General features: G+C 61.7%; 21 protein-coding genes. 12 read left to right on the plus strand and 9 right to left on the minus strand.

What is annotated here, in order from left to right:
* Window positions 1–24 precede the first annotated feature (24 nt).
* The gene (locus tag J3P79_RS23135; RefSeq protein WP_434605894.1) at window positions 25–1,032 is read right to left on the minus strand and encodes a DUF6515 family protein; all 1,008 of its coding nucleotides are present in this window, start codon (window positions 1,030–1,032) and stop codon (window positions 25–27) included.
* Window positions 1,033–1,445: 413 nt separating this feature from the next.
* On the opposite strand from J3P79_RS23135, the gene J3P79_RS23140 reads away from it, so the two are divergent.
* On the plus strand, window positions 1,446–1,925 hold the full coding sequence (locus tag J3P79_RS23140) for an Lrp/AsnC family transcriptional regulator (RefSeq protein WP_039594083.1): 480 nt from the start codon (window positions 1,446–1,448) through the stop codon (window positions 1,923–1,925).
* A 218-nt stretch (window positions 1,926–2,143) separates the two neighbouring features.
* Window positions 2,144–2,353, plus strand: coding sequence for a DUF2788 domain-containing protein (locus J3P79_RS23145; protein WP_039594082.1), 210 nt, complete (start codon window positions 2,144–2,146; stop codon window positions 2,351–2,353).
* Here the strand turns inward: J3P79_RS23145 and J3P79_RS23150 are convergent.
* The 4 genes from J3P79_RS23150 to J3P79_RS23165 all read right to left on the minus strand — a co-directional run bounded on the left by J3P79_RS23150 (window position 2,348) and on the right by J3P79_RS23165 (window position 8,735).
* Complete coding sequence (locus tag J3P79_RS23150) at window positions 2,348–2,914, minus strand: pseudouridine synthase (protein ID WP_434611587.1); 567 nt, start codon at window positions 2,912–2,914, stop codon at window positions 2,348–2,350. The two genes, J3P79_RS23145 and J3P79_RS23150, sit on opposite strands and share 6 nt — an antisense overlap.
* A gap of 139 nt (window positions 2,915–3,053) precedes the next feature.
* Window positions 3,054–4,553 (minus strand): AMP nucleosidase, encoded by a 1,500-nt coding sequence (gene amn / locus J3P79_RS23155; protein ID WP_434611589.1) that lies wholly within the window; start codon window positions 4,551–4,553, stop codon window positions 3,054–3,056.
* Between the two features lie 73 nt (window positions 4,554–4,626).
* The gene (locus tag J3P79_RS23160) at window positions 4,627–6,276 is read right to left on the minus strand and encodes an acyl-CoA dehydrogenase family protein (protein ID WP_434605896.1); all 1,650 of its coding nucleotides are present in this window, start codon (window positions 6,274–6,276) and stop codon (window positions 4,627–4,629) included.
* Between the two features lie 74 nt (window positions 6,277–6,350).
* Window positions 6,351–8,735 (minus strand): 7TM diverse intracellular signaling domain-containing protein, encoded by a 2,385-nt coding sequence (locus tag J3P79_RS23165; RefSeq protein WP_434605898.1) that lies wholly within the window; start codon window positions 8,733–8,735, stop codon window positions 6,351–6,353.
* 299 nt (window positions 8,736–9,034) lie between these two features.
* Between J3P79_RS23165 and J3P79_RS23170 the strand changes: the two genes are divergently transcribed.
* Genes J3P79_RS23170 through hemL form a run of 3 tightly spaced genes read left to right on the plus strand, consistent with a single transcriptional unit; the run spans window position 9,035 to window position 11,786 of the window.
* The gene (locus tag J3P79_RS23170; protein ID WP_045157019.1) at window positions 9,035–9,832 is read left to right on the plus strand and encodes a hydroxymethylpyrimidine/phosphomethylpyrimidine kinase; all 798 of its coding nucleotides are present in this window, start codon (window positions 9,035–9,037) and stop codon (window positions 9,830–9,832) included.
* 15 nt (window positions 9,833–9,847) lie between these two features.
* On the plus strand, window positions 9,848–10,474 hold the full coding sequence (gene thiE / locus J3P79_RS23175; protein ID WP_434605900.1) for a thiamine phosphate synthase: 627 nt from the start codon (window positions 9,848–9,850) through the stop codon (window positions 10,472–10,474).
* Between the two features lie 28 nt (window positions 10,475–10,502).
* Window positions 10,503–11,786: a glutamate-1-semialdehyde 2,1-aminomutase gene (hemL, locus tag J3P79_RS23180; RefSeq protein ID WP_434605902.1), complete on the plus strand. Its 1,284-nt coding sequence runs from the start codon at window positions 10,503–10,505 to the stop codon at window positions 11,784–11,786.
* Window positions 11,787–11,996: 210 nt separating this feature from the next.
* Here the strand turns inward: hemL and J3P79_RS23185 are convergent, their stop codons facing one another.
* Complete coding sequence (locus tag J3P79_RS23185; RefSeq protein WP_434605904.1) at window positions 11,997–14,780, minus strand: RHS repeat-associated core domain-containing protein; 2,784 nt, start codon at window positions 14,778–14,780, stop codon at window positions 11,997–11,999.
* A gap of 600 nt (window positions 14,781–15,380) precedes the next feature.
* Here J3P79_RS23185 and J3P79_RS23190 point away from each other — a divergent pair.
* The gene (locus J3P79_RS23190; protein ID WP_039594075.1) at window positions 15,381–15,935 is read left to right on the plus strand and encodes a tetratricopeptide repeat protein; all 555 of its coding nucleotides are present in this window, start codon (window positions 15,381–15,383) and stop codon (window positions 15,933–15,935) included.
* A 68-nt stretch (window positions 15,936–16,003) separates the two neighbouring features.
* On the opposite strand, the gene J3P79_RS23195 is transcribed toward J3P79_RS23190, so the two are convergent.
* Window positions 16,004–16,333 carry a DUF1820 family protein gene (locus J3P79_RS23195; protein WP_003185742.1) on the minus strand — a complete coding sequence of 110 codons (330 nt, stop codon included), beginning with the start codon at window positions 16,331–16,333 and terminating at the stop codon, window positions 16,004–16,006.
* A 133-nt stretch (window positions 16,334–16,466) separates the two neighbouring features.
* Between J3P79_RS23195 and miaB the strand changes: the two genes are divergently transcribed.
* From miaB to lnt, 5 genes are all read left to right on the plus strand, one after another.
* Window positions 16,467–17,795: a tRNA (N6-isopentenyl adenosine(37)-C2)-methylthiotransferase MiaB gene (gene miaB, locus J3P79_RS23200; RefSeq protein ID WP_434605906.1), complete on the plus strand. Its 1,329-nt coding sequence runs from the start codon at window positions 16,467–16,469 to the stop codon at window positions 17,793–17,795.
* A gap of 215 nt (window positions 17,796–18,010) precedes the next feature.
* Complete coding sequence (locus J3P79_RS23205) at window positions 18,011–19,021, plus strand: PhoH family protein (RefSeq protein WP_434605908.1); 1,011 nt, start codon at window positions 18,011–18,013, stop codon at window positions 19,019–19,021.
* On the plus strand, window positions 19,014–19,472 hold the full coding sequence (gene ybeY, locus J3P79_RS23210) for an rRNA maturation RNase YbeY (protein ID WP_434605910.1): 459 nt from the start codon (window positions 19,014–19,016) through the stop codon (window positions 19,470–19,472). Before J3P79_RS23205 ends, ybeY begins: the two co-directional genes overlap by 8 nt.
* 39 nt (window positions 19,473–19,511) lie before the next feature.
* On the plus strand, window positions 19,512–20,351 hold the full coding sequence (locus tag J3P79_RS23215) for an HlyC/CorC family transporter (RefSeq protein WP_039594071.1): 840 nt from the start codon (window positions 19,512–19,514) through the stop codon (window positions 20,349–20,351).
* Between the two features lie 27 nt (window positions 20,352–20,378).
* Window positions 20,379–21,902, plus strand: a complete 1,524-nt coding sequence (lnt, locus tag J3P79_RS23220; RefSeq protein WP_434605913.1) for an apolipoprotein N-acyltransferase — start codon at window positions 20,379–20,381, stop codon at window positions 21,900–21,902.
* 51 nt (window positions 21,903–21,953) lie between these two features.
* Here the strand turns inward: lnt and J3P79_RS23225 are convergent, their stop codons facing one another.
* Window positions 21,954–22,715 (minus strand): YdcF family protein, encoded by a 762-nt coding sequence (locus tag J3P79_RS23225; RefSeq protein WP_434605914.1) that lies wholly within the window; start codon window positions 22,713–22,715, stop codon window positions 21,954–21,956.
* A gap of 102 nt (window positions 22,716–22,817) precedes the next feature.
* Window positions 22,818–23,138, minus strand: coding sequence for a hypothetical protein (locus J3P79_RS23230; protein ID WP_039594068.1), 321 nt, complete (start codon window positions 23,136–23,138; stop codon window positions 22,818–22,820).
* Window positions 23,139–23,442: 304 nt separating this feature from the next.
* Between J3P79_RS23230 and leuS the strand changes: the two genes are divergently transcribed.
* Window positions 23,443–26,049 carry a leucine--tRNA ligase gene (leuS, locus tag J3P79_RS23235; RefSeq protein WP_434605917.1) on the plus strand — a complete coding sequence of 869 codons (2,607 nt, stop codon included), beginning with the start codon at window positions 23,443–23,445 and terminating at the stop codon, window positions 26,047–26,049.
* Window positions 26,050–26,092: the final 43 nt, after the last annotated feature.

The following is a 26,092-nucleotide window of genomic DNA, read 5'->3' on the forward strand; positions in this document are numbered from 1 at the left end:
ACCCCGTGTTTCTGCTTCGAGTGATCAGTACGTCACCTGATACCCACGACTACTCAAGCAATTGCCCTGCGCCTGGCGATAGGCCTGCACCACTTCCGGCGCCGGCGGGTAGGTGTAGTTGCGCGGGTCGAACCCACTCTGCTGCACCGCCCAGCGGTAGCAATCGTAGCCGTCCTGATTGACCTGCTCCCGGGACTGGCCGTTCGCCGGGTAAGCCACCACATCAAAACTGTTGCCCTGCGGTTGCGGCTGCGGGTTGGCGACCGGCGCGTCGACCACAACGTAATCCTGCGTATTGGCTTCATAGATGTAGTAGGCGCCGGCGGCGAGGAAGAACAGCGAGCTGCCGATCCAGACCTCACGGGCATAGTCGGGCAGGTAGCGGGTACGAATGCCCCGTGGCGGCTGGACCACGACATAACGTGGCCCTTGGGGGCGATACCAGTAGCCACCGGAGTAGAAATAATCGTGGCCGCGATAGGGCACGCGATAATTGCGATCAGGGAAACGGTCGATTACATACCCCGGGCGATATTGAGGTCCCGGCCCCCAGCCGTTGCCATGGCCATCGGGCCGGCCAGGCCAATGCTGGTCGGGACGACCATCGTGCCCGGGTCGTGGGCCCGAGTTCGGGTAGCCATCGTTGCGACGCGGGATGTCGCGATAGTAGCCCGGTTGCGGTTCACGGGTCTGGGTCACGCTGTCGGGCCGGCCCTGGATCGGCAGGTTATTACCGGATTGTTGTTGCGGCGGGCGATCGTAAGCATTGGGATCTTGTGGTGGACGATCATACTGCTGCCCACCCGGATTTTGCGGCCGGACCTCGAACTGTCGACTGTTGTCGCCCCGGATGATCTCGTTGCTTTGCTGCCGGGGCTGGCCTGGATAACCCTGGCCATTGCCACCTCGTCCGTTCTGCCCCGGGCCGCCTTCCGGGCCGCCACGGTTTTGCTGATCGTCGGCCATTCCCTGCGCACTGACACTTGCCCACAACAGACCAACACCTGCCAAACGCCAGATGCGCGACTTCATGAAATTCCTCACAACGGTTCGGGGCCTGAAAGTAAGACTGGGAAAGCCCAGGCCGGTTCTGCGACAGGTTATCAGGCGCGAGGTTTATTTCGCAGGCATAAAAAAGGGAGGCCCGTCGGCCTCCCCTTGAGAACTTCGTCCGTGCGCGACGCTTTTGACGTCGGCTCACCTCACGCCGTCTTCTGGACAGTGTGCAGCTCGGGGGTCTGCCAGTACCGGTGGGTACTGCGACCGCAGCCGGCCGGATTGGGCGGGCTGCACTGGACTGTTTGTCCGAGCAGTGATCTTGGTGGTAAGCATAGGCCCGAGGCGCCAGCAGGGGATTGCGAAGATTGCTTGAATAAACTCCACTTGCGCAATTTTTAGCCTTGGAAGGATAATCTCACGCAATTAACCGAATAAAGGCCCGCTCGATGAGCAAACTCGACCGTTACGACCTGAGTATTCTGGCGGAATTGCAGCGCGACGCGCGTATCTCCAACCAGGAATTGGCCGAACGCATCGGCCTGTCACCCTCGCCGTGCTCGCGGCGGGTCAAGCAGTTGGAAGACGACGGCTACATCACCCGTCAGGTCGCCCTGCTCGACCGCAAGATGCTGGGCCTGAGCCTGACCGCCTACGTGCTGATCGGCATGGACCGCCACACCCCCGATCGCTTCGAAACCTTCGAAGCCGCGATCCGCAACCTGCCGCAAGTGCAGGAGTGCAGCCTGGTCACCGGCATTGATGCGGACTACCAGCTCAAGGTGGTGGTACCGGACATGGACCATTACCAGAAACTGCTGTTGGGGCATCTGACGCGGATCGAAGGGGTCACCAGCGTGCGGTCAAGTTTCGTGCTGAACCAGGTGCTCAACAGCACTGAGCTGCCGCTGACGCATCTGCGCAGCTGAAGCCGCCATCGCGAGCAAGCTCGCTCCCACATGGGATCCAGGCGAACGCAACATCTGCGAGCGCCCCAAGTCCCTGTGGGAGCGAGCTTGCTCGCGATGGCGTCAGCCCAGGCGATGGATAGCTGCGACACACCGCCGCAGCCCAATCCTGCACCCCGCCCCCATGCCGTATACTCGCCCCGCCTTTTTTACAACCGCGTCCACGCCGGAGTGCCCCGATGGATCCTGCTGTTTTCGAAGAGTGGATGATGACCGGCCTGGTCAGCATCCTGATCATTTTCATGGGCTTTATCGTCTGGGACCTGGCGAAGAAGTCCAAGGCCGGACGCTTTGGTTCGTTCATCCTGTTTTTCGTGCTGGGCCTGGGCGTGGCGGCGTTCATCATCAAGAGCGTGGTGATCGGCCTGATCGAATCCGGCACGCTATAGACGCGCTGGCACTTGCTTCCACTGGCCTTGGTCGAGTCCTTCGATTGTCCAGTCGCCAATCCTGACGCGCACCAGGCGCAAGGTCGGCAACCCCACGGCGGCAGTCATGCGTCGCACCTGGCGGTTGCGCCCTTCGCGAATGACCAATTCCAGCCAAGACGTCGGTACGCTTTTACGAAAGCGCACCGGTGGATTGCGCGGCCACAATTGCGGTTCTTCCAATTGGCGGGCCTCGGCCGGCAGCGTCATGCCATCGTTCAGCTCCACACCGGCACGCAGGCGCTGCAACTGTTCGTCGCTCGGCTCCCCCTCGACTTGGACCCAGTACGTCTTGGCCAGTTTGTGCTTGGGGTCGGCGATGCGCGCCTGCAACTGTCCATCGTTGGTGAGCAACAACAGCCCTTCGCTGTCACGGTCCAGGCGACCGGCCGGGTAGATGCCGGGCACGTCGATAAAATCCTTGAGCGTGGCGCGCCCTTCACCGTCGCTGAATTGCGTCAGTACATCGAAGGGTTTGTTGAACAGGATCAGTTTCGGCTCGGTCGGAGGCGCCTTGGCCACGCGGCGCGGGGCGGAGGCTGGAGGCTTCGCGCCAGGGCGGCGGGAAACGGGACGGGGCGGACGGGGCATGGCAGCGACAACATCTAACGGTCTGGGCCGACCATGCTAGTGGCCCGACCGTTAAATGACCACTACCCGATCAGCGGAACGGCGGCTCGTCGAAGCTGCGCAGTTTTCGCGAATGCAACGAATTGAGTTCGTTACGCAACAGGTCCAGCGCGGCGATCCCGATCTTCAGGTGCTGGTTGACCGCCCGCTCGTAGAACGCGTTGGCGGAACCCGGTAGCTTGATCTCGCTGTGCAGCGGCTTGTCCGAAACACAAAGCAACGTGCCATAAGGCACCCGCAGCCGATAACCCTGGGCGGCGATGGTGCCGCTTTCCATGTCCACCGCAACCGCGCGGGAGAGGTTGATCAGCGGCCGTTCCTGGGCCCAGCGCAATTCCCAGTTGCGATCGTCGTAGGTCAGCACAGTGCCGGTGCGCAAGCGTTTTTTCAGCTCGTCGCCTTTTTCGCCGGTGATGTTCGCCGCCGCCTGCTGGAGTGCCAGTTGCACTTCGGCCAGGGCCGGGATCGGGATGTTCGGCGGCACCACGCGGTCGAGAATGCCATCGCGGCGCATGTAGGCATGGGCCAGCACGTAGTCGCCGATGGTCTGGGACTGCCGCAGCCCGCCACAGTGACCGATCATCAGCCAGCAATGCGGACGGAGCACGGCCAGGTGGTCGGTGATGTTCTTGGCGTTGGACGGACCGACGCCGATGTTCACCAGGGTCACGCCATGGCCATCGCTGGCCTGCAAGTGATAGGCCGGCATCTGGTAGCGGTGCCAGACCACGCCCGCGGCGATGGCAGAGGCTTCGCCGTGATCCATGTTCTTGTCGATGATCACGTTGCCCGGCAACACCATCCGCACGAAGCGCGGGTCACTGCGCAATTGCTCAAGGCCGTGGACAATGAACTGGTCGACATAACGGTGGTAGTTGGTGAGCAGGATCCACGGCTGCACATGGCGCCAGTCGCTGCCGGTGTAGTGCACCAGCCGGCGCAAGGAGAAATCCACCCGCGCGGCGTCGAACAGCGCCAGGGGCAGCGGGTCGGTGTTTTCCCAATCGTAGAGACCGTCGGCGATGCCATCGGTGGCAGCTGACAGATCGGTGCTGGGGAAGACTCGCGCCAGCACCGCGGCAGTCACACCGGAGCCGGCGAGCTCGTCGCCCTGCTCCACCACGTACGGGTACGGAATGTTCTGCTCGCTGACACCCACCTCGACGGTGACGGTGAAGTCGTGCATCAACGGCACGAGCTGTTCCAGCAGGTATTTGCGAAACGCGGCCGGGTGGGTGACGGTGACGCTGTAAGTGCCCGGCAGCTGGACCTTGGCGTAGGCGCGAGTGGTTTGCGGGACTTCGCCGTGACAATGATAGGTCAAGCGCAGGGCCGGGTAGCGAAACAAGGCCCGTTGCTCGGCATCCGGCTCGACGCGATCCTTGAGATAACGCTTGAGCGCCTGGTTCAGCGCAGTGGTCGCACGCTCGTGCAGGGCCGCCAGCCGATCCACGGCTTGTTCGGCGGTTTGAACGACAATAAACGCTTCGGTCACGATCAGCTTCCTGTGTTCTGACTTGCAGGCCTTCATCTTGCCTGCATCGCCGCCGGACGGGAACAGTGGCGTAGTGGACTCGATCGTTCCCACAATAGGTAGGGTTGTTTCAGAAACCCTGCGGGGTCGAGCGGGCGACGATCGCCTCGACATTCAAGCCCCGAGGCAGGGCACCGTAGACCCGACCGGTCGAGCCCAGGCGACTGGCGATGAAGGCATCGCTGACTTCGCTATTGCCCGCCTCGAGCAGCAGTCTCGCTTGCAGGCCGACGGCGATGTCTTCGGTCAATTGCCGGGCGCGGTACTGGATGTCGTCGGTGTCCTTGAATGCCGCGTGCAACTGGTCGATGTGGCGAGCCAGGCGTTTGTCGCCATGGCCGTCGCCCAATTCGTTGAACAGCACCTCGAGTACGCCCGGTTCCTTGGACAGAGCCCGCAGCACATCCAGGCACTGCACGTTGCCGGAACCCTCCCACGTCGAATTGACCGGCGCTTCACGGTACAGGCGCGGCAGGATGCTGTCTTCGACGTAGCCGGCCCCGCCCATGCATTCCGCGGCTTCGTTGATCATCGCGGGGGCGCGCTTGCAGATCCAATACTTGCCCACCGCCGTCACCAGCCTAGCGAACTTGGCTTCGTGTTCGTCGTCGAGCTGATCCAGCGCCCGCCCCATGCGCAGGCTCAGCGCCAACGCGGCTTCGCTTTCCAAGGCCAGGTCGGCGAGCACGTTTTGCATCAGCGGCTGCTCACTCAACACCTTGCCGCCAACCAGGCGGTGCGCGCAGTGGTGGCTGGCCTGGGTCAAGGCCTGGCGCATCAGTGCGCTGGAGCCGACCATGCAATCGAAACGGGTCATGGCGACCATCTCGATGATCGTCGGCACGCCTCGGCCCTCTTCGCCGACCATCCAGGCCAGGGCGCCACGGAACTCGACTTCGCTGGACGCGTTGGAACAGTTTCCCAGTTTGTTTTTCAGCCGCTGGATATAAAACTGATTGCGCGTGTCATCCGGGCGATGACGCGGCAGCAGGAAACAGGTCAGGCCCTTGTCGGTCTGGGCCAGGGTGAGGAAGGCGTCGCACATCGGTGCCGAGCAAAACCATTTATGCCCCACCAGTTCGTAGGCCTGGCCAGGCCCGCTGGCGCCCACCGGGTAGGCCTTGGTGGTGTTGGCCCGTACGTCCGTGCCGCCTTGTTTTTCGGTCATCGCCATGCCAATCGTCACCCCGGCCTTATGGGCCATGCCGACGTTGCGCGAGTCGTATTGTGTGGCGAGCACTTTTGGCACCCAATGCTCGGCCAGATCAGGTTGCAGGCGCAGCGCCGGCACGCTCGCGAAAGTCATGGTCAGCGGGCAACCGGTTCCGGCTTCGGCTTGGCTGTGCAGGTAAGTCATCGAAGCGCGGGCGACATGGGCGCCAGGCTGCGGATGGGCCCACGGCAGGCTGGGCAAGCCGTGCTCGATGGCGGTACGCATCAGCTGGTGATACGCGGGATGAAACTCCACCAGGTCGACACGGTGGCCGTAGCGGTCGTGACTGGAAAATACCGGCTTGTTCTGGTTGGCCAGGAATCCCGCTTCCATCAACGGCCCGCCGGCCAGCGCACCGTAGGCGTCGATCCGCGCCTGCGCCCAATCAGCACCGAAGCGCCGAGACCACTGTTGCAGCGGCAGATCGATGCGGTACAGGTTGGCACCGTCCAGGGACGGCGGTTGATTGGTGACGTCGTGGGTTTCGGCGAACTGATGCAGGTTCATGACGGGGCTCCTCGGTCGGCCAGCAGGGATCCAGTTAAGCACCGCCCCCTGGCCGATCAAAGTGGCATATCCGCCTAAATATCGGCGCTTTCACCCTGTTTCGGACAAAGCACGCGTCGCTGCAGAATCGCCTGGAGCACCTCGAATTTCACCGGTTTGCTCAAGTAATCGACCAAGGCTCCGGAGGGGCAACGCTCCTGCTCGAGGTTCGGGCTGACCACCAGCACCGGCAAATCCTCGCAACCGGACAGCGCGCGGATCTGGCAGCAGAGAGAAACGCCGTCCGGCGGCGCCGATTGGCAATCGAGGAGCACCGCGTCAAAACTGTCGCTCTGTAGCAGGTCCAGGGCGGCTCGACCGTTGTCGGCGGTGCGCACCCGATAACCCAATTTCAGCAGCATGCCGCGCATGACCAACTGATCGATGGTGTTGTCGTCCGCCAGCAGCACCGTGCAATCCTGAGGCTGGCGCGAATCCCGGCGTCCGTTGAAGGAAAATGGCGTCGGGATGGCCACTGGCAACGCAATGTCGAATTCAACGTCGAGCTGGAAACGGCTGCCGCGCCCCGGCTCGGAAATATGGGTCAGGCGCCCGCCGAGCAGTTCGACCAACTGGCGGCAGATCGCCAAGCCCACGCCAAGGCCGCCGTATTCGCGCGTCATCGAGCCGTCGAGCTGGAAGAAGCGCTGGTACAACGTCGCCTCGCCGAGATCGGTGAAACCGATGCCGGTATCGATCACCGCGAATGACAGCACCAGGCGATCCAGCTCCGACGGCCGCCCGCTGACCCGCAGCGCAACGCCACCCGAGCGGGTGAACTTGATGGCGTTGTCCAACAGGCATTCCAGGCACTGGGCCAGTTTACCGCTGTCACCGACCAATCGATCCGCCAGGCCGGGGCCAATGTCGACCTTGAAATCCAGGCCCTTGGCCGCCGCGTTGGCACCAAACTGCACCTGCAAGGCGTCAGTCACACCGCGCAGGCTGAACGGTGCCGGGTAGACCTTGAGCTTGCCGGCCTGCAACTCGGTGAGCGTGAGCATACCGTTGACCATGCGCATCATGTCCCGCGCCGAACCGGCCGCAGTCTGTTGATACTGCGTGAGCTCCTCGTCCATCTCGACGGTTTCCATCAACTCCAGGGAGCCAATCACACCGTTCATTGGCGTGCGCAACTCGTGGGTCAGGGTGGCGAGGAATTCGTCCTTGAGTTTGTTGCCCTGGGCCAACTGCTGGTTGAGCACTTCGAGTTTCTGACCGGCGTCGAACAGCGTCTGGGCTTGCTGCTCGCGCATCGCGTTGATGCGATCCGCCAGGGCCAGCGACAACAGCGCTACTTCGATAGCAGAACCGATCTGGCTGGCGTACATGGTCAGGAAAATGTTCGGCAGGTAACCCAACACCATCAGCGTGTTGACGATGCCTCCCAGCAGGAACGCCGACCAGGCGATGATGAAATAACGCGCGACCCGCAGGCCACGCCACCAGACGAATAGCCCGGCGGCAAAGATCACCACGGTAAACACCAGGGCCAACGCCGTCGCCAGGCGTAGCGCCAGGGCATAGCTGGTCATCAACGACAGCCCCACCACCACGGCGCCGTAGGCAATCAGCACAAGCAATACTCGATCGACCCAACGACTGTATTGCGCGGTCTGCAGGAAACTGCGGGCGAACTGGCTGCCGAACAGGCCCGCGCAGCCGATGAAGAATGGTGTCGCAGCGTTGGCCCACCAAGGATTGTCCGGCCAGAAATACTCCACCGCCGCGCCGTTGACCGACAGCTGATACAGGCCGAACGAGGCGATATAAAAGATGTAATACAAATAGCTGGTGTCGCGCACGCTCAGGTAAATGAACAGGTTGTAGACCAGCATCCCCAGCAACACGCCATAAATGGTCCCCAACACATACAGGCGCACCGGCTGCTGCTCCAGGTACGCGGTGCTCGACCACAGCGTCAACGGCGCCTGGATCGAGCCCTGGCTCTGCAGGCGCAAATACACGGTCTGGCGTTGTTCCGGTTGGAAATCCAGGCTGAAAAGGTAATTGTTCTGGCGAACCTCGCGGCTGGCAAACGGCAGTGCATCGCCCGTCTGGCGAACCAGGCGATACGCCCCGGTGCCGTCGGCCAAGTACAAGTCCAAGTGATCCAGCGGCGGATACGCCAGTTCCAGCAGCCAGGTTCGCTGGGCGTCGGGATTGGCCGGACGATAATGCAGATCCACTTTCAACCAGAATGCCGACCGTGAGTAACCGGCATTCAGCGTTGCCTTGTCATGGGATTTGAAACGACCGGACGTGGCCTGGGCCAGGACGTCATCGATGGAGGCCGTGCCGCTGGCATCTTCAAAAACCTGCAAGGCATGGCCCAAAGGCAGGCTTTGGGTAGATTCATCAAATTCGAGCGCACTCGCCAAGGGGGACAAGCACAGCAGCAACATCAGCAAATAGCGCATTTAAGCCCCAGCGTGGCCTGTCCGGTTGAGTCAGGAAGCCCCCCATTCCCTGAGTAGACGTAAAACCGGCATTACCTGTTATTGGTTGGATCCATCCCTAGCATAGCCGTTGATGGCCAATTTGCACCACGGAAATTTTTCCGACAAAAGGCTCTAGGACGGGCGTCTCAGCGCCAAGCATTGAGATAGAGCTGTTGCTTTGGTCAAGTTGACGATTGGCGGACCACAAAAATAATCGCCAGCAAAACCCTTTGAGCCCGATCACCGATAAAAGAGGTTTGGTGATAAGCTCGCGCACCATGAATATCTACAGCTCTCGCCCCGTTGTCCTCTGTCTCTCCGGCCACGACCCAAGTGGTGGCGCCGGCTTGCAGGCAGATATCGAAGCCCTGCTCGCCCAGGGATGTCACGCCGCCCCGGCCGTTACCGCGCTGACTGTGCAAGACACGGTCAACGTCAGCGATTTTCGCGTGCTCGACCGCGAGTGGGTGCTGGCGCAAGCCAATGCCGTGCTCAACGATTCGCCCGTCGCGGCGGTCAAGCTGGGGATGCTCGGCTCATTGGAGATGGTCGACACAGTGGTCGAGTTGCTGAAGGCGCACCCACAATTGCCGATGGTCTGCGATCCGGTGCTGCGCGCCGGCGGTGGCGGACGGTTGGGCAAGGATGAAGTCGGCTACGCCATGCGCGAACGCCTGCTGCCCCTGGCCATCATCGCCACACCTAACCTGCCTGAAGCGCGCATCCTCGCCGAGTTGCCCGAAGGCAGCGCCGATGAATGCGCAGAAAAATTGCTGCCCTTCGTCAAGCACCTGCTGATCACCGGCGGCCACGGCGACGAGCATGAAGTCCATAATCGCCTGTACAGCCGTGACGGACACCGCGAGACGTTTACCTGCCAGCGCTTGCCCGGCAGCTATCACGGCTCCGGCTGCACCCTTGCCAGCGCCATCGCCGGCCGGTTGGCCCAGGGCGAACAGCTCGCCAGCGCGGTCAAGACAGCGCTGGACTATACCTGGCGCACCCTGCGCGATGCCGAACAACTGGGCAAAGGCCAGTTCGTACCGCGTCGCCTGCCGCTGGATTTCTGCTCGTAGCACAGGAGCTGTGGAATGAAATTACGTGGCCTTTATGCCGTGACCGACAGCCAACTGCTGGCCGGCAAGTTCCTCGCGTATGTCGAAGCCGCGCTGGAAGGTGGCGTGACCCTGCTGCAGTACCGCGATAAAAGCAGCGACGAGGCCCGGCGCCTGCGCGAGGCCGAGGCACTGCGCAACTTGTGCGAGCGCTACAAGACCCAACTGATCATCAACGATGACGCCGAATTGGCCGCGCGCCTTGGCGTCGGTGTCCACCTCGGCCAGACCGATGGCCCGTTGGCGCCGGTGCGGGCGTTGCTGGGCCACAAGGCAATCGTCGGCTCCACTTGCCACGCCAGCCTGGAGCTGGCCGAACAGGCCATCAACGAAGGCGCCAGCTACGTCGCGTTCGGGCGCTTTTTCAACTCCAGCACCAAGCCCGGGGCGCCCAGCGCAAACCTTGAACTGCTCGAACAGGCCCGCATCAAACTGCATGTACCGATTTGCGCCATCGGCGGCATCACCTTGGAAAACGCCGCCCCGCTGGTGGCCCATGGGGTCGATCTGCTCGCGGTGGTCCACGGCCTGTTCGGCGCCGACAGCACCGCTGACGTGACGCGCCGCGCCCGCGCCTTCAACGACCTGCTGCACACCAAATAGTCATTTTTCCGTTTTCGAGAGCCCTGCCATGTCCCGTTCCGAAACCCTGTTTGCCAACGCCCAGAAACACATCCCCGGCGGCGTGAACTCGCCCGTTCGTGCGTTCAAGAGCGTCGGCGGCACCCCGCTGTTCTTCAAGCACGCCGAAGGCGCCTATGTCACCGATGAAGACGACAAGCGCTACGTTGACTATGTCGGCTCGTGGGGCCCGATGATCCTGGGCCACAGCCATCCGGACGTGCTGGATGCGGTGCGCAAGCAGCTGGAACACGGCCTGTCCTACGGCGCCCCGACCGCGATGGAAACCGAGATGGCGGACCTGGTCTGTTCCATCGTGCCGTCGATGGAAATGGTGCGCATGGTCAGCTCTGGCACCGAAGCGACCATGAGTGCGATCCGCCTGGCCCGCGGCTACACCGGCCGCGACAGCATCATCAAATTCGAAGGCTGCTACCACGGCCACTCCGACAGCCTGCTGGTCAAGGCCGGTTCCGGCGCGTTGACCCAAGGCGTGCCAAGCTCGGCGGGCGTGCCGGCGGCGTTCGCCAAACACACCCTGACATTGCCGTTCAACGATCTTGAAGAAGTCGAGAAGATGCTCGGCGAAGTCGGCCAGGAAGTGGCGTGCATCATCGTCGAGCCGGTGGCCGGCAATATGAACTGCGTGCCGCCGGCACCGGGTTTCCTCGAAGGCCTGCGCAGCCTGTGCGACCAGCACGGCGTGGTGTTGATTTTCGATGAAGTGATGACCGGCTTCCGCGTCGCCCTCGGCGGCGCCCAGGCCCACTACGGCGTGACGCCGGACTTGAGCACCTTTGGCAAGATCATCGGCGGCGGCATGCCGGTGGGCTGCTTCGGTGGCAAGCGCGCGATCATGGAATGCATCGCGCCACTGGGCCCGGTCTACCAGGCCGGCACGCTGTCGGGCAACCCGTTGGCGATGGCCGCCGGCCTGACCACCCTGCGCCTGATCAGCCGCCCGGGCTTCCACGCCGAACTGACCGACTTCACCACGCGCCTGCTCGACGGGCTGCAAGTGCGCGCCGACGCAGCGGGCATTCCGTTCGTCACCACCCAGGCCGGCGGCATGTTCGGCCTGTATTTCAGCGGCGCCGATGACATCGTGACTTTCGAGGACGTGATGGCCAGCGACGCCGACCGCTTCAAGCGCTTCTTCCATCTGATGCTCGAAGGCGGCGTCTACCTGGCGCCAAGCGCGTTCGAAGCCGGCTTCACCTCCATCGCCCATGGCGAGGCGGAACTGAAGATCACGCTCGACGCGGCCGAGCGGGCCTTCATGGCGCTGAGATAAGGCACTGCCTGTTGTTTCTCTGGCCACTTTGGAAAGATGCCTGGGTGGCCCCGCTCCGAGTGGAGGTGCGCCATGAGCCAAGTGCAACGCTTGGCTGCTGCCCTCAGCTTCAACGGCTTACAGATCAATTCAAACAATGATCATCTTTGACGCTTGTTGTTTTCGTCAATGTCTCAAGCGCAACGTTAAGCCTATGCGAACCTGCGTATATTAAAGGCGCGGCCTTCTCATCGGCTGGCGTGACACGGGCGCCGGTGGGGGCGGCGGTGGGGGCGGCAGCGCGGTCGTAATTGGAGTCACTTGACCAAAGATGTTGGGGTTTTTGTTTGATATTCCAAACTCTTCCTTCAGGCGTTGATGAATAGCATTCGCCCATCGTTCAGGAAGAACACCAACGAGATGCGTAAACTCAACTAAAGCATCGCGCCTGACAAATTTGAATTTTTCAAAATCGCTTGGGGAACTCACAGCGTCGGCATCTTCGACAAGCGGGGTATTCTGACTTGACCTGGAAGTGTATCCCATACTGTAGATCGTCCCCCCTACCCCTTTTATTACCGAGAAACCAACCAAATATCTCTGATCAACTCCAACCATGCTGGCTAACTGAGTGTGGCTCGGTATAGGTTTCGCCGGATCGTTATGCGTAATGGGCGGGGCTTTTATTATTTCGCCCCTTATATTCGTTACCTTTGCGTTGTCCCAGGTTCTGTTTGTATGAGGCATGGAACGCCCGCTGGCGCGCAATGGAGCAAGATATATTACACCGGTGTGAATATGCGCCACGCCAGTGAATGCGGCCCCCTCCGCAGCTTCGCTAAATGTTTCTCGACTCGCGCTGTCAAGTGAAAAAGCTTCTGGCGGTTCGATTGAATGAAGTAAATCATCGTCGTTTATGGGCGCCGCATTACCGGCTGGTCTAATGTCTTTCATTTCATTTATCGATGCCAGACCTATCGGAAGATATCGGTAGTCATCCGGAGCCTCGCCAACGACCGGTAATGCACCAAGTCCCTGTTTATCCACCAGGCCGATGGGATTGCCCTTTACCATCCTGAACAGATTCAACCCATCAACCGCCCCAGCCGGGTCCGGGTTCAACCATTTCTGCAGCCACGGGATATAGTAACGAAGGCCATAGTATAAAAGTCCCGTCTGATCACGCTCCTGACCCGAATAACGAGTGACCTTGTATTTTACTTCTATGGCATTTCTTGCTGCCCGCCACGCCGTGCCGCCGTACGGATAGTATCCCTCCTGGCTCATCAGTCGGCCCTGATCATCAACCTCCAGGACTGCGCTGCCCAAATGGTCATTTATCAGATAACGCAGCTGATCGTTGGGTATGCCCGGCGGCCGCCCCGCATGCCAGCGCAGCGCCCGCACCCGAGTCAGGCCAGTCGATACCGTGACCACATCCAACACCTCTCCCGTTGCCGTGTCGGTTCGCAGCTCCAATCCCGGTAGATAACGCACCTCTGCGGCGTGAGTGATGGTTCGTGCCTGACGCAAGGTGACCTTGCGTACTCGCTGTTGATTGCTGTCATAGATATAGCGTTCTCGGTCCGCAGCCCCATCCTCGCGCGGCAATTGGCTCGCCTGCTGTAACTGGTTACGTACCCCCCACTCAAGTGCCTGGCCCTCCAAGCACTTCAGATTGCCGTTGGCGTCAAAGCCGCTTTCAACGTCCGGCTCGGGGGCATCTTGCGCCCAGGGCAGACTGCGGTTGCTCGCCGGGGAGACGGCGACGCGCCTGCCCCAGTTCTGCAGCCCTTGGTGTGTCAACGAGGTGAGGTTACCGCCGGTATCGTAGACATAACGTTCACTGTAGGGAGTGAGTATGCTGGGATCTCCGGTGCCAGGCAGCGGAATGGTTCCCGGCAACCCAGGACTAACGCCGCCGCCCGGGGTCTCACGCCCCGTCGCCTCGATCAGTTGGTACAGGCTGTCGTAGACATAGGTGTTGATCCCGTCACTCTCGCGATTGGCGAAATAAGTGAGCGCCGCGGTGCCATCCTCAATGCGCAACACATTGCCCACCTGATCGTAAAAATAGCTCAGTGCCTGCAGCACGGCGCCGCCGGGGCGGCTGGCCGCCAAGTGCAGCAGGCGGCCGTCCGCCGGATCGTAGATGGCTGTGCTACGCACGTCGTTGCCCGCGACCTGGGACTCGACCTGGCCGAAGGCGTTGTAGGCCAACTCGTCCACCAGGCGCAGCGCGGGGCCTCCCGAGAGGGTCAGCACGCTTTCCCTGAGCTGTCCTGCAACCGTGTAGGCCTGGCGCTGCTCGTGACCACGCGCATCGACCTGGATGAGCACTGCGCCCGACACGTCGTGAGACCAGGTCGTGGTAAAGACCTCTGGCTCGAGCAGCGCATCGCGCTCAATCTCGTCCTCGGGCCAGTCCACAATCTCCAGCGTCTGCAGGAAGGCGCGGCTCTCGGCCAATGCCTTTCCCCGCAGGCTGAAGCTTGGCCAGCGTCGCGTGCCGGCGGGGTCGTCGTGACGCAGCAGTTGGCCGCAACGGTTGCTGTCGGCTTTCGCGGGGTCGCCATAGACCAGTCGCTCCACGCAGCGCTCGGCCTCGCCGGCGACCTGCTCGTATGCCGCCACCGGGCGCAGCAGGCCATCAAATACGCAGCGGGTGTGACTGCCGCGCCCGTCCCAAGCCTCCCGCACCTGTCCGGCTTCGCCCGGCAGCGTCACTCGCCACCCCGCGTCTACACTCACAGTCGCCAGCGCCTGCCCTGACAGACTGAAGGTTGTAACCTGGTTCGGTGCTACTGCCTCGCCGGCCTCGTGCCGGGACCAAAGTCGCGCGTCCCATTGCGCCACCCCACGCCCGGCAGCGTTGAATACCACGCGCTCCACGCGCACCCCAGCATCTCGCACTGATGGCGTGCGGCAGTAGCGCACCGTGCGGGACGGCAGGCCCCGTGGGTCGATGACGGCCAGAGTGGGCGTATGGCGGTGTAGCGAACCAGCCGTAGCCATTTTCAGCTCCTTCCAAATAGCCTGTTCAGCGCCCACAGCGGCAAACCGTCGGTCCCGGGTTATCTCGAACGGTTCGTATAGCGAATGTGCAGAACGATGTCGTTGAGCGCCTCCAACATTGCCTTTTGGGTCCGTTCAGTAGGCAAGCCGTAACCGGTCCCTCCAGGATCCAGCCCGTACCGCACTGGCCATTCCCAGCGGCTTCGATAATCGAGGCTAAAATAGGGCGAATGACCGCACCCCGGCAGTCTGCCGACCCGCTTCGTGGGGAAACGCTAACAAGGGATGCGAAATGCCGCTACTGTCAGACCTGACAGTTAACTTCTGTATGGGACAAGAATCGAACATGACCGGGACGGGGAGGGGAATCGCTCATGAGCAGCCAGGAATAACGGACGTTGGCTGACATCAACACCGATGATCTATCCATTGCCCTAGATACATCTTTTCCGCTTATTTAACCGACAAACGGCTGCCGTCGCCTTCTCGCAGTAGAAAAACGAGTAAAGACTTTGTAAGGATGGCCCCGCTTATTTCATAATGCGCGCTTATTGGATCCCCCGGAGGATCCACGCGCCCCTCAGAGGTAAGTCGATTCCCATGAACCGCACCGGCCGCACCCTTGCCTTGGGCTGCCTGTTGCTCCTTCAGCCCCTGCTCGTTCATGCACAGGCAGGCGGTAACTCGTTGTTGATCCCGGCGATGGGCCGTTGCACCCTCAACACCCAGCCACAAGATCTCGCACCGGCACTCGACGCCTGTCAAAAAGCGGCCGACGCGGGCGACGCGCAAGCGCAATACGAGTTGGGCGAGTTCTACTACGACGGCAAGGCCGCGCCCCGCGACCTCAAGCAAGCCCTCAACTATTTCGAAAAAGCCTCGCTGCAAGGCCATGCCCAAGCGCAATTCAAGCTCGGCGGCATGTTCTTCCATGGCGAAGGCGTGCCGGCCAACAATGTCCAGGCTTATATCGTCTTGAAGATGGCAGCGGTCAATGGTGCCGAAGAAGCCCTGGACACCGCCGACGAAGTCGCCGAGCAGATGCCTCGCGATGAGTTGGAAGTGGCCACCCAGGTGCTGGGGCAGATCTTTCGCAAATACCTGATGGAATTGCAGAACGCCGATGGGCGTACGCCCTTCTCACCGCTGCCTTGATTATTGCGCAGGCTTTAATGGCCTCATCGCGAGCAAGCTCGCGATTGAGGGAAACTCGGTTCTAAGGTCTACTTCTCAGGCATCGGCATCGGAAACGGCATCACATTGCCGACCGCGCCACGGGCTTCGCTGATTTTCGGCGTGCCCAGGCGCTCGACTTCATCGATGCGCACAATCGAATGCATCGGCACGAAGCTGCGCACCACGCCTTCGAACTGCGCCTTGAGCTTTTCTTCGCTCGGGTCGACGACCACTTGCGTGCGCTCGCCAAAGACGAATTCCTCGACTTCCAGGAAACCCCACAGATCGCTCTGATAGATCTGCTTGGCGTACATTTCGAACACCTGGCCCTGGTTGAGGAAAATCACCTTGTAGATTGGAGCTTCACGTTTGGTCATGGCTGGCGAAACACATCGGCGGGTAAAAATGAGGGCGCGAACTATAGCATAGCCACTGCTCGCGAAGCGGTAGGAACAGCGGGACTTGTTCCCTATAATGCGCGGTTCTTTGAATCACGTGATGAACCCGTCCATGGCCAAGAAGCTTTACATCGAAACCCACGGTTGCCAGATGAACGAGTACGACAGCTCGCGCATGGTCGATCTGCTGGGCGAACACCAGGCCCTGGAAGTTACCGCCCGCGCCGAAGACGCGGACGTGATCCTGCTCAACACCTGCTCGATCCGCGAGCGCGCCCAGGACCGGGTGTATTCCCAACTGGGCCGCTGGCGTGAACTGAAGCTGGCCAACCCGGAGATGGTCATCGCGGTCGGCGGCTGCGTCGCCAGCCAGGAAGGCGCCGCCATCCGTGATCGTGCGCCCTACGTGGACGTTGTTTTCGGCCCGCAGACCCTGCACCGCCTGCCCGAGATGATCGACGCTGCGCGCGTGACCAAATTGCCGCAAGTCGACGTTTCGTTCCCTGAAATCGAAAAGTTCGACCACCTGCCTGAGCCTCGCATCGACGGCCCCAGCGCTTATGTGTCGGTGATGGAAGGCTGCAGCAAGTACTGCACCTTCTGCGTGGTGCCCTATACCCGCGGCGAGGAAGTCAGCCGACCGTTCGATGATGTGATCGCCGAGATCATCCACCTGGCGGAAAACGGTGTGCGCGAAGTGACCCTGCTGGGGCAGAACGTCAACGGCTATCGCGGCCTGACCCATGACGGGCGCCTGGCGGACCTCGCCGAGCTGATCCGCGTCGTGGCGGCGGTGGACGGCATCGACCGGATCCGCTACACCACCTCCCATCCGCTGGAATTTTCCGACAGCCTGATCCAGGCCCACGCCGAAGTCCCCGAGCTGGTCAAGCACCTGCACCTTCCAGTGCAATCGGGTTCAGACCGGATCCTCGCGGCCATGAAGCGCAACCACACGGCATTGGAGTACAAATCCAAGCTGCGCAAGCTGCGCGCGGCGGTCCCAGGCATCTGCATCAGCTCGGACTTCATCGTCGGTTTTCCTGGCGAGACCGAGAAAGATTTCCAGCAGACCATGAAGCTCATTGAAGACGTGGGCTTCGACTTTTCCTATTCCTTCGTCTACAGCCAACGCCCCGGCACGCCAGCGGCCGACCTCGCGGACGAGACCCCGGAAGAAGTCAAAAAGGAACGACTCAACGCCTTGCAGCATCGTTTGAACCAGCAAGGTTTCGAGATCAGCCGACAAATGGTCGGCTCCGTCCAGCGGATCCTGGTGACCGACTACTCGAAAAAAGACCCGGGCGAGCTGCAGGGCCGCACGGAAAACAACCGCATCGTCAACTTCCGCTGCGACACCCCGGCCCTGATCGGCCAGTTCGCCGACGTCCACATCGACGCCGCGCAGCCGCACTCCCTGCGGGGTTCGCTGATTCAGTGACCGCGTACTTCCTGTGGGAGCGAGCTTGCTCGCGATAGCGGTATCACAGTCAATACCCAGGTTGAATGTGAGGCCCCCATCGCGAGCAAGCTCGCTCCCACAGTGGCCGTGCCAAACCCTGTCATCAGATTCGCCTGCTTAAGACCTTTCGCACCCAGCCTACTGGCGTTATCCTTGATTTCACCTTAATTGCCCCTGGGCGGCTAAAAACGACCTTGAACGCACCCATCGAACCTCATCGTTTCATTCTCGAGCCCTTTGAGGCTCGCCGCTTCGCCAATCTGTGCGGGCAATTCGACGAGCACCTGCGCTTGATCGAACAGCGCCTGGCCATCGAGATCCGCAACCGCGGGAACCAGTTCGAACTGATCGGCGACCCCAAGCACACCTCCTCCGCGGAAAACCTGCTGCGCCGCCTCTATCGGGAAACCAAGGCGAGCGAACTTTCGCCGGACATGGTCCACCTGTTCCTGCAGGAGTCGGCTGTCGAAGAGCTCGACAACCACGCCCCGTCGGAACCTGCCGTGGCCCTGCGCACGAAAAAAGGCATGATTCGCCCACGCGGCTTGAATCAACAGCGCTACGTGAAGGAAATCCTCGGCAACGACATCAACTTCGGCATCGGCCCGGCCGGTACCGGCAAGACCTACCTGGCCGTAGCCTGCGCCGTCGATGCGCTGGAACGCGAACAGGTACGCCGCATCCTGCTGGTGCGACCGGCGGTCGAAGCCGGTGAAAAGCTCGGCTTCCTGCCCGGTGACCTGGCCCAGAAGATCGACCCGTACCTGCGTCCACTGTATGACGCGCTGTACGAAATGCTTGGCTTCGAATACGTCGCCAAGCTCATCGAGCGCCAGGTCATCGAAGTCGCGCCGCTGGCCTACATGCGCGGTCGGACCCTGAACAACAGCTTCATCATCCTCGACGAAAGCCAGAACACCACCGTCGAGCAGATGAAGATGTTCCTGACCCGGATCGGCTTCGGCTCCACCGCCGTCATCACCGGGGACATCACCCAGGTCGACCTGCCCCGTGGCACCAAGTCCGGGCTCAACCATGTAATCCAGGTCCTCAAGGACGTGCCAGGCATCAGCTTCACGCACTTCATGCCCAAGGACGTCGTGCGCCATCCGTTGGTGCAGCGCATTGTCGAAGCCTACGAGCGTTTCGAGCAACGCGCCGATGAAAATTCGACCGAAAGCAAAGGCAATCGCCACAATGCTTGAACTCGACCTGCAAGTCGCCTGCGAACACCCCGCCCCCAGCGAAGCCCAGTTCCGCCAATGGTGCGAACTGGCCCTGCGCCAGCGCAGCGCCGACTCGGAGCTGACGATCCGCCTGGTGGATGAAGCCGAAGGCCGGGAGCTGAACCACACCTGGCGACAGAAGGACTACGCCACCAACGTGCTGTCCTTTCCCGCCGACGTACCCGACGAACTGCTCGACATCCCGCTGCTGGGCGACCTGGTGATCTGCGTCCCGGTGGTCGAGCGTGAAGCGGCGGAACAAGACAAGACCCCTGAGGCCCACTGGGCCCATCTGGTGATTCACGGCTGCTTGCATCTGCTGGGTTACGACCATATGGAAGATGACGAAGCCGAAGAAATGGAAGCACTGGAACGAACGTTGCTTGCCGAGCTGGGTCATCCCGACCCGTATGCCGGCGACGAACACTGATACATCAACTGTAACGACAAAGGATTCAGAGTAATCGCTATGAGCGAAGATCGATCGACCAACGGGCAGAAGTCATGGCTGGGCAAGCTCACCCAGGCTTTTGCCCATGAGCCGAAAAACCGCCAGGAGCTGCTGGAGCTGCTGCGCGATGCACACCAGAACAAATTGCTGGACAGCGAAGCGCTGGCCATCGTCGAAGGCGCCATCCAGGTGGCTGACCTGCAAGTACGCGACATCATGGTCCCGCGCTCGCAGATGGTCAGCATCAAGGCGACCCAGACTCCCCGCGAATTCCTGCCCGCCGTGGTCGACTCCGCTCACTCGCGCTATCCGGTCGTTGGCGAGAGCCATGACGATGTCATGGGCGTGCTGCTGGCCAAGGACCTGCTGCCGCTGATCCTCCAGGAGAACGGCGACAGCTTCAACATCAAGGATTTGCTGCGTCCGGCCACATTCGTGCCCGAGTCGAAGCGCCTGAACGTGCTGTTGCGTGAATTCCGCGCCAACCACAACCACATGGCCATCGTCATCGACGAATACGGCGGCGTGGCCGGGCTGGTCACCATTGAGGACGTGCTCGAACAGATCGTCGGCGACATCGAGGACGAGCACGATGTCGAGGAAGACAGCTACATCAAGCCACTGCCCAGCGGCGATTTCCTGATCAAGGCCCTGACGCCGATCGAAAACTTCAACGAGTTCTTCGACAGCGAATTCTCCGATGATGAGTTCGACACCGTCGGCGGCCTGGTGATGAGTGCCTTCGGCCACCTGCCCAAGCGCAATGAAACGACGGAGATCGGCTCCTGGCGCTTCCGCATCCTGAATGCCGACAGCCGCCGGATTCATCTGCTGCGCCTGTCACCCATTGGCCGATAACCCTTTCAAGACCCGCTAAGGACAAAAATGCGCTGGATAACCCGCCCCGGCTGGCCCGGTAACCTGCTGGCCGTGGTGGCCGGTGCGATCACCACCCTCGCCCTGGCGCCATTCAACATCTGGCCGCTGGCATTGCTGGCGGTCGGACTGTTCTACGCGGGATTGCGCGAACTCTCGCCGCGCCAGGCCTTGGGTCGTGGCTGGTGCTTCGGTTTCGGCCTGTTTGGCGCCGGCACAAGTTGGATCTACGTCAGCATCCATAACTTCGGCGGCGCCTCGGTGCTGCTCGCCGGCTTCTTGATGCTGCTGTTCATCGCCGCCATCGCCTGGTTCTTCGCCCTGCCCGCCTGGCTCTGGGCGCGCTGGTTGCGTCGCAACGAGGCGCCACTGGCCGATGCCCTGGCGTTCGCCGCCCTGTGGTTGGGCCAGGAAGCCTTTCGCGGCTGGTTCCTCACCGGGTTCCCGTGGCTGTATTCCGGTTATAGCCAGCTCGACGGCCCCCTGGCCGGACTCGCGCCGCTGGGTGGGATGTGGCTGATTTCCTTTACCCTGGCCCTGACCGCCGCCCTGCTGTACAACGCCCCCCAGTTGCTGCGCTCCGGGCGCAAGGCCTTCATGGTTGCGGGCGTGTTGCTGCTGATCGGGCCCTGGGCTGCCGGCATGGCCCTTAAAGGACACGCCTGGACCAGCCCTTCTGGCGATCCGCTGAGTGTCGCGGCGATCCAGGGCAACATCGAACAAAGCATGAAGTGGGACCCCGAGCAGCTCAACGCGCAACTGGCGCTGTATCGCGACATGAGTTTCACCTCCAAGCGCGTCGATCTGCTGGTCTGGCCGGAAACGGCCGTGCCGGTCCTGAAGGAGTCCGCCCAGGGTTACCTGGACATGATGGGCAGCTTCGCCGCCGAGCGGCGTTCGGCGTTGATCACTGGCGTACCGATTCGCCAGGAGGTCCGCCACGAGAAGCGCTACTTCAATGGCATCACCGTGACCGGCGAAGGTGACGGCACTTACCTGAAGCAGAAGTTGGTGCCCTTCGGCGAGTACGTGCCGCTACAGGATCTGCTGCGCGGACTCATCGCGTTCTTCGATTTGCCCATGTCGGATTTCGCCCGGGGCCCGGCTGACCAGCCATTGCTCCAGGCCAAGGGATACCAGATCGCGCCGTTCATTTGTTATGAGGTGGTCTACCCGGAATTCGCCGCCAGTCTCTCGGCGCGAAGTGACCTGCTTCTGACCATCAGCAACGACACCTGGTTCGGTACCTCGATCGGCCCACTTCAGCATTTGCAAATGGCCCAGATGCGCGCCTTGGAGGCCGGTCGCTGGATGATTCGCGCCACCAACAACGGCGTGACCGGCCTGATCAACCCTTTTGGCCAGATCACGGCACAAATCCCGCAATTCCAACGCGGCATCCTCTACGGCGAAGTGGTGCCGATGCACGAGCTGACGCCGTACCTGCAATGGCGCTCGTGGCCGCTGATCGTCCTGTGCGTGTTGCTGCTGGGCTGGGCGTTGGTGGCGGGACGGATGGCCAAGACCGTCTGACGTTTTCGATAACGCTTGTGGCGAGGGAATAAATCCCCTCGCCACAAGGGCTTAGCGATAGAACAACCAATACCCCACCATCCCCACCGCCTCGTTCATCAACTGCCCCGACTGCCAGATCGCCTTGAACTCCGGCATCCAACCACCCAGCGGCCGGGCGTTATCCTGGCCCATGAATCCCACTGGCGCGGCAACCACCTCGAAACCCGCCTTCTGGAAGCTCCACACCGCCCTCGGCATATGCGATGCATGGGTGACCACCACCACGCGCTTGATACCTTCGGGCAACAAGACCTGCGCGCTCATCTGGGCGTTTTCCCACGTGGTGCGGCTACGCTCTTCCTGCCAACGCACGGTCACGCCGAAGTCATCGAGCATCGAGTCCGCCATCAGCTTCGCCTCGCTGGGCGGGGTTCCGTAGTGCAAGCCGCCACTGGTCAGCACCGGCAGCCCGGACACCTTGGCCAGTCGCGCCGCGTAACGTTGGCGCTCCAGGCCGATGCCGGTGGGCTGGTCAACGCCCCAGGCCAGGTCGCCGCGCTCACGACCGGAACCCAGCACCACTATGGCATCGGCACGCTTGGCCAGGGTCGTCCATTCACCGCGCAGCAGGGGCGGTTCGCGCTCCAAAGCCTTGGCGCTCCATTGCACCATCACCGGCAGGCTCATCAACCAGAAACCACCCAGCCCCACGGCGAAACACCAGCGGGCCAGGCGCGGCCGCGAATTGCGCCACCACCAGGCGAGCGCCAGCAGCAACAAAAGAACGCCGGGCGGCAATAAAAGTTGTTTGATGAAATAGCGAAAAGGCATCGGGCATCTCCGTAGATGCCCGAAGCCTAGGTGGGTTGCCGAAAAGCGACAACAGATTCCAAAAATCTCGAATCAAAAAAAGCGACACGCGTGAATCCGGCTCTACTTGAACTGCAGTGACCGGACCTTTACAGCATCCTTATCAGGCGTCCGGTCCTTGAGCCACACAACCTTGGCCGAACGGGGCGCATCGAGACGCTTGTTAGCCTGGGGCCCGATTGCGGGGGCCTGGTGCCCGACCTGCTCCAGGTAGGCCTTGACCAGTTCGAACTCTGCGGGGCTCAAGCCGCGCAGTTCCAGCTCTGCCGGACGTTCATCACGCAAGCGACCGGCGGTTCTTGCAGCGTCCAGGGCCACCCCGAGACGATCGATCAGTTTTTCGTATAACTCAGGTGTAGCGACTTTTCGTTGTGATTCAACCATCCCTCACCTCATTGAAGATAAGACTCACTCCCCATTGAGAAGCTTAGCTTCGCTGGGCAAACCGGCAGGACGCCGCGACCAACGGCCCTGGACGCTTGTCGTCGCCGCAGGTTTGGCGGAAGCTTCGCGAGGGTCCGGCAGCAATCAGGGTTTCCCTCGGCAGAGCGCGGTCATGTATGCTACGGCGCTTCCTGTAACTCCACTTCCAGCTTGGCTGGGCATCGAAAACGCCGCATTCGGCGTCATCAGCGTCCAGCATGGCAACGAAGAGGATTGGGCCACCCCTTTCAGTACAAAAGTAGCCATGCACGAACACTACCAGCCCCGTGAAATCGAAGCCGCCGCCCAGTCGTTCTGGGACGAGCAAAAGTCCTTTGAAGTCAGTGAACAGCCAGGCAAGGAGACTTACTACTGCCTGTCGATGTTCCCTTACCCCAGCGGCAAGCTACACATGGGGCACGTGCGCAACTACACCATCGGCGACGTGATCTCCCGCTACCAGCGCATGCAAGGCAAGAACGTCCTGCAACCCATGGGTTGGGACGCCTTCGGCATGCCGGCGGAAAACGCCGCGATGAAGAACAACGTCGCGCCCGCCAAGTGGACCTACGAAAACATCGCCTACATGAAGACCCAGCTGCGCAGCCTGGGCCTGGCGGTGGACTGGTCCCGCGAAGTGACCACCTGCAAGCCCGACTACTACCGCTGGGAACAGTGGCTGTTCACGCGCCTGTTCGAAAAAGGCGTGATCTACCGCAAGAACGGCACCGTGAACTGGGACCCGGTGGACCAGACCGTACTGGCCAACGAGCAAGTGATCGACGGTCGCGGCTGGCGCTCCGGCGCGCTGATCGAAAAGCGCGAAATCCCGATGTACTACTTCAAGATCACCGCCTACGCGGATGAGCTCCTGGAGAGCCTCGACGAGCTGACCGGCTGGCCCGAGCAGGTCAAGACCATGCAGCGCAACTGGATCGGCAAGTCCCGGGGCATGGAAGTGCAGTTCCCGTACGACGTCGCCTCCATTGGCGAAGCTGGCGCCCTGAAGGTCTTCACCACCCGTCCGGACACGCTGATGGGCGCCACCTATGTGGCCGTGGCTGCCGAGCACCCGCTGGCGACCCTGGCAGCGCAGAACAACCCCGAGCTGCAGGCGTTCATCGCCGAGTGCAAGGGCGGTAGCGTCGCCGAAGCCGACGTCGCCACCCAAGAGAAGAAAGGCCTGCCGACTTCGCTGTTCGTCGAGCACCCGCTTACCGGCGAAAAACTGCCGGTGTGGGTCGCCAACTACGTGCTGATGCACTACGGCGACGGCGCGGTCATGGCCGTCCCGGCCCACGACGAGCGTGATTTCGAATTCGCCCACAAGTACAACCTGCCGGTCAAAGCGGTGGTGCGTACCAGCGCTGGCGACCAGACCCCGGCACCTTGGCAGGACGCCTATGGCGAACACGGCGAGCTGATCAATTCCGGCGAGTTCGACGGCCTGGATTTCGTCGGTGCGTTCGATGCCATCGAAGTGGCCCTGATCAAGAAGAACCTCGGCGCCTCGCGCACCCAGTTCCGCCTGCGCGACTGGGGCATCAGCCGCCAGCGCTACTGGGGCTGCCCGATCCCGATCGTGCATTGCGACACCTGCGGTGACGTACCAGTCCCGGAAGACCAACTGCCGGTGGTCCTGCCGGAAGACGTCGTACCCGACGGCGCCGGTTCGCCCCTGGCGCGCATGCCCGAGTTCTACGAGTGCAACTGCCCGAAATGCGGCGCACCGGCCAAGCGTGAAACCGACACCATGGACACCTTCGTCGAGTCCTCCTGGTATTACGCACGTTATGCCTCGCCACACTTTGAAGGCGGCCTGGTGGAAAAGTCCGCGGCTGACCACTGGTTGCCGGTGGATCAGTACATCGGCGGCATCGAACACGCCATTCTCCACCTGCTTTATGCGCGCTTCTTCCACAAGCTGATGCGTGACGAAGGCCTGGTGAGTTCCAACGAGCCATTCAAGAACCTGCTGACCCAAGGCATGGTGATCGCCGAGACTTACTATCGTCGCGAAGCCAACGGTGCCTACACCTGGTTCAACCCGAGCGACGTCGAACTCGAACGCGACAGCAAGGCCAAGGTCATCAGCGCCAAGCTGATCGCCGACGGCCTGCCGGTGGAAATCGGCGGCACCGAGAAGATGGCCAAGTCGAAGAACAACGGGGTCGACCCACAGTCGATGATCGACCAGTTCGGCGCGGACACCTGCCGCCTGTTCATGATGTTCGCCTCGCCACCTGACATGAGCGCGGAGTGGTCCGACTCGGGCGTCGAGGGCTCGCACCGCTTCCTCAAGCGCGTCTGGCGCCTGGCGCAAGCCCACGTCACCCAGGGCCTGCCGGGCAAACTGGACGTCACCAGCCTGAACGACGAGCAAAAAGCTGTGCGTCGCGCGATCCACCTGGCCATCAAGCAGGCCAGCCATGACGTCGGCCAGAACCACAAATTCAACACTGCCATCGCCCAGGTGATGACGCTGATGAACGTGCTGGAAAAAGCCGCCCAAGGCACCGAGCAGGATCGCGCACTGATCCACGAAGGCCTGGAAGCCGTAACCCTGCTGCTGGCGCCGATTACGCCGCACATCAGCCACGAGCTGTGGAATCGACTGGGTCACGCCGACCCGGTGATCGACGCCCGTTGGCCGCTGGTGGACGAAAGTGCATTGGTGCAAGACAGCCTGACCCTGGTCATCCAGGTCAACGGCAAGCTGCGCGGCCAGATCGAAATGCCGGCCGCCGCCACGCGCGAAGAAGTCGAAGCCGCGGCGCGGGCCAACGAAAACGTGCTGCGCTTCGTCGATGGCCTGACGATCCGCAAAGTGATCGTCGTGCCCGGCAAGCTGGTCAACATCGTCGCAAGCTAATTGGATCGGGCACCAGGCTCGAGCCTGGCGCCGAATACAACCT

The sequence above is a fragment of the Pseudomonas sp. R1-7 genome (assembly GCF_051132105.1).
Taxonomy (GTDB): domain Bacteria; phylum Pseudomonadota; class Gammaproteobacteria; order Pseudomonadales; family Pseudomonadaceae; genus Aquipseudomonas.

Coding starts and splice junctions, on each gene's coding strand:
- J3P79_RS23135 (WP_434605894.1), bottom strand. CDS start 1,032: ATGAAGTCGCGCATCTGGCGTTTGGCAGGTGTTGGTCTGTTGTGGGCA.
- J3P79_RS23140 (WP_039594083.1), top strand. CDS start 1,446: ATGAGCAAACTCGACCGTTACGACCTGAGTATTCTGGCGGAATTGCAG.
- J3P79_RS23145 (WP_039594082.1), top strand. CDS start 2,144: ATGGATCCTGCTGTTTTCGAAGAGTGGATGATGACCGGCCTGGTCAGC.
- amn (WP_434611589.1), bottom strand. CDS start 4,553: ATGAAGGCCTGCAAGTCAGAACACAGGAAGCTGATCGTGACCGAAGCG.
- J3P79_RS23160 (WP_434605896.1), bottom strand. CDS start 6,276: ATGAACCTGCATCAGTTCGCCGAAACCCACGACGTCACCAATCAACCG.
- J3P79_RS23165 (WP_434605898.1), bottom strand. CDS start 8,735: ATGCGCTATTTGCTGATGTTGCTGCTGTGCTTGTCCCCCTTGGCGAGT.
- J3P79_RS23170 (WP_045157019.1), top strand. CDS start 9,035: ATGAATATCTACAGCTCTCGCCCCGTTGTCCTCTGTCTCTCCGGCCAC.
- thiE (WP_434605900.1), top strand. CDS start 9,848: ATGAAATTACGTGGCCTTTATGCCGTGACCGACAGCCAACTGCTGGCC.
- hemL (WP_434605902.1), top strand. CDS start 10,503: ATGTCCCGTTCCGAAACCCTGTTTGCCAACGCCCAGAAACACATCCCC.
- J3P79_RS23185 (WP_434605904.1), bottom strand. CDS start 14,780: ATGGCTACGGCTGGTTCGCTACACCGCCATACGCCCACTCTGGCCGTC.
- J3P79_RS23190 (WP_039594075.1), top strand. CDS start 15,381: ATGAACCGCACCGGCCGCACCCTTGCCTTGGGCTGCCTGTTGCTCCTT.
- J3P79_RS23195 (WP_003185742.1), bottom strand. CDS start 16,333: ATGACCAAACGTGAAGCTCCAATCTACAAGGTGATTTTCCTCAACCAG.
- miaB (WP_434605906.1), top strand. CDS start 16,467: ATGGCCAAGAAGCTTTACATCGAAACCCACGGTTGCCAGATGAACGAG.
- ybeY (WP_434605910.1), top strand. CDS start 19,014: ATGCTTGAACTCGACCTGCAAGTCGCCTGCGAACACCCCGCCCCCAGC.
- J3P79_RS23215 (WP_039594071.1), top strand. CDS start 19,512: ATGAGCGAAGATCGATCGACCAACGGGCAGAAGTCATGGCTGGGCAAG.
- lnt (WP_434605913.1), top strand. CDS start 20,379: ATGCGCTGGATAACCCGCCCCGGCTGGCCCGGTAACCTGCTGGCCGTG.
- J3P79_RS23225 (WP_434605914.1), bottom strand. CDS start 22,715: ATGCCTTTTCGCTATTTCATCAAACAACTTTTATTGCCGCCCGGCGTT.
- J3P79_RS23230 (WP_039594068.1), bottom strand. CDS start 23,138: ATGGTTGAATCACAACGAAAAGTCGCTACACCTGAGTTATACGAAAAA.
- leuS (WP_434605917.1), top strand. CDS start 23,443: ATGCACGAACACTACCAGCCCCGTGAAATCGAAGCCGCCGCCCAGTCG.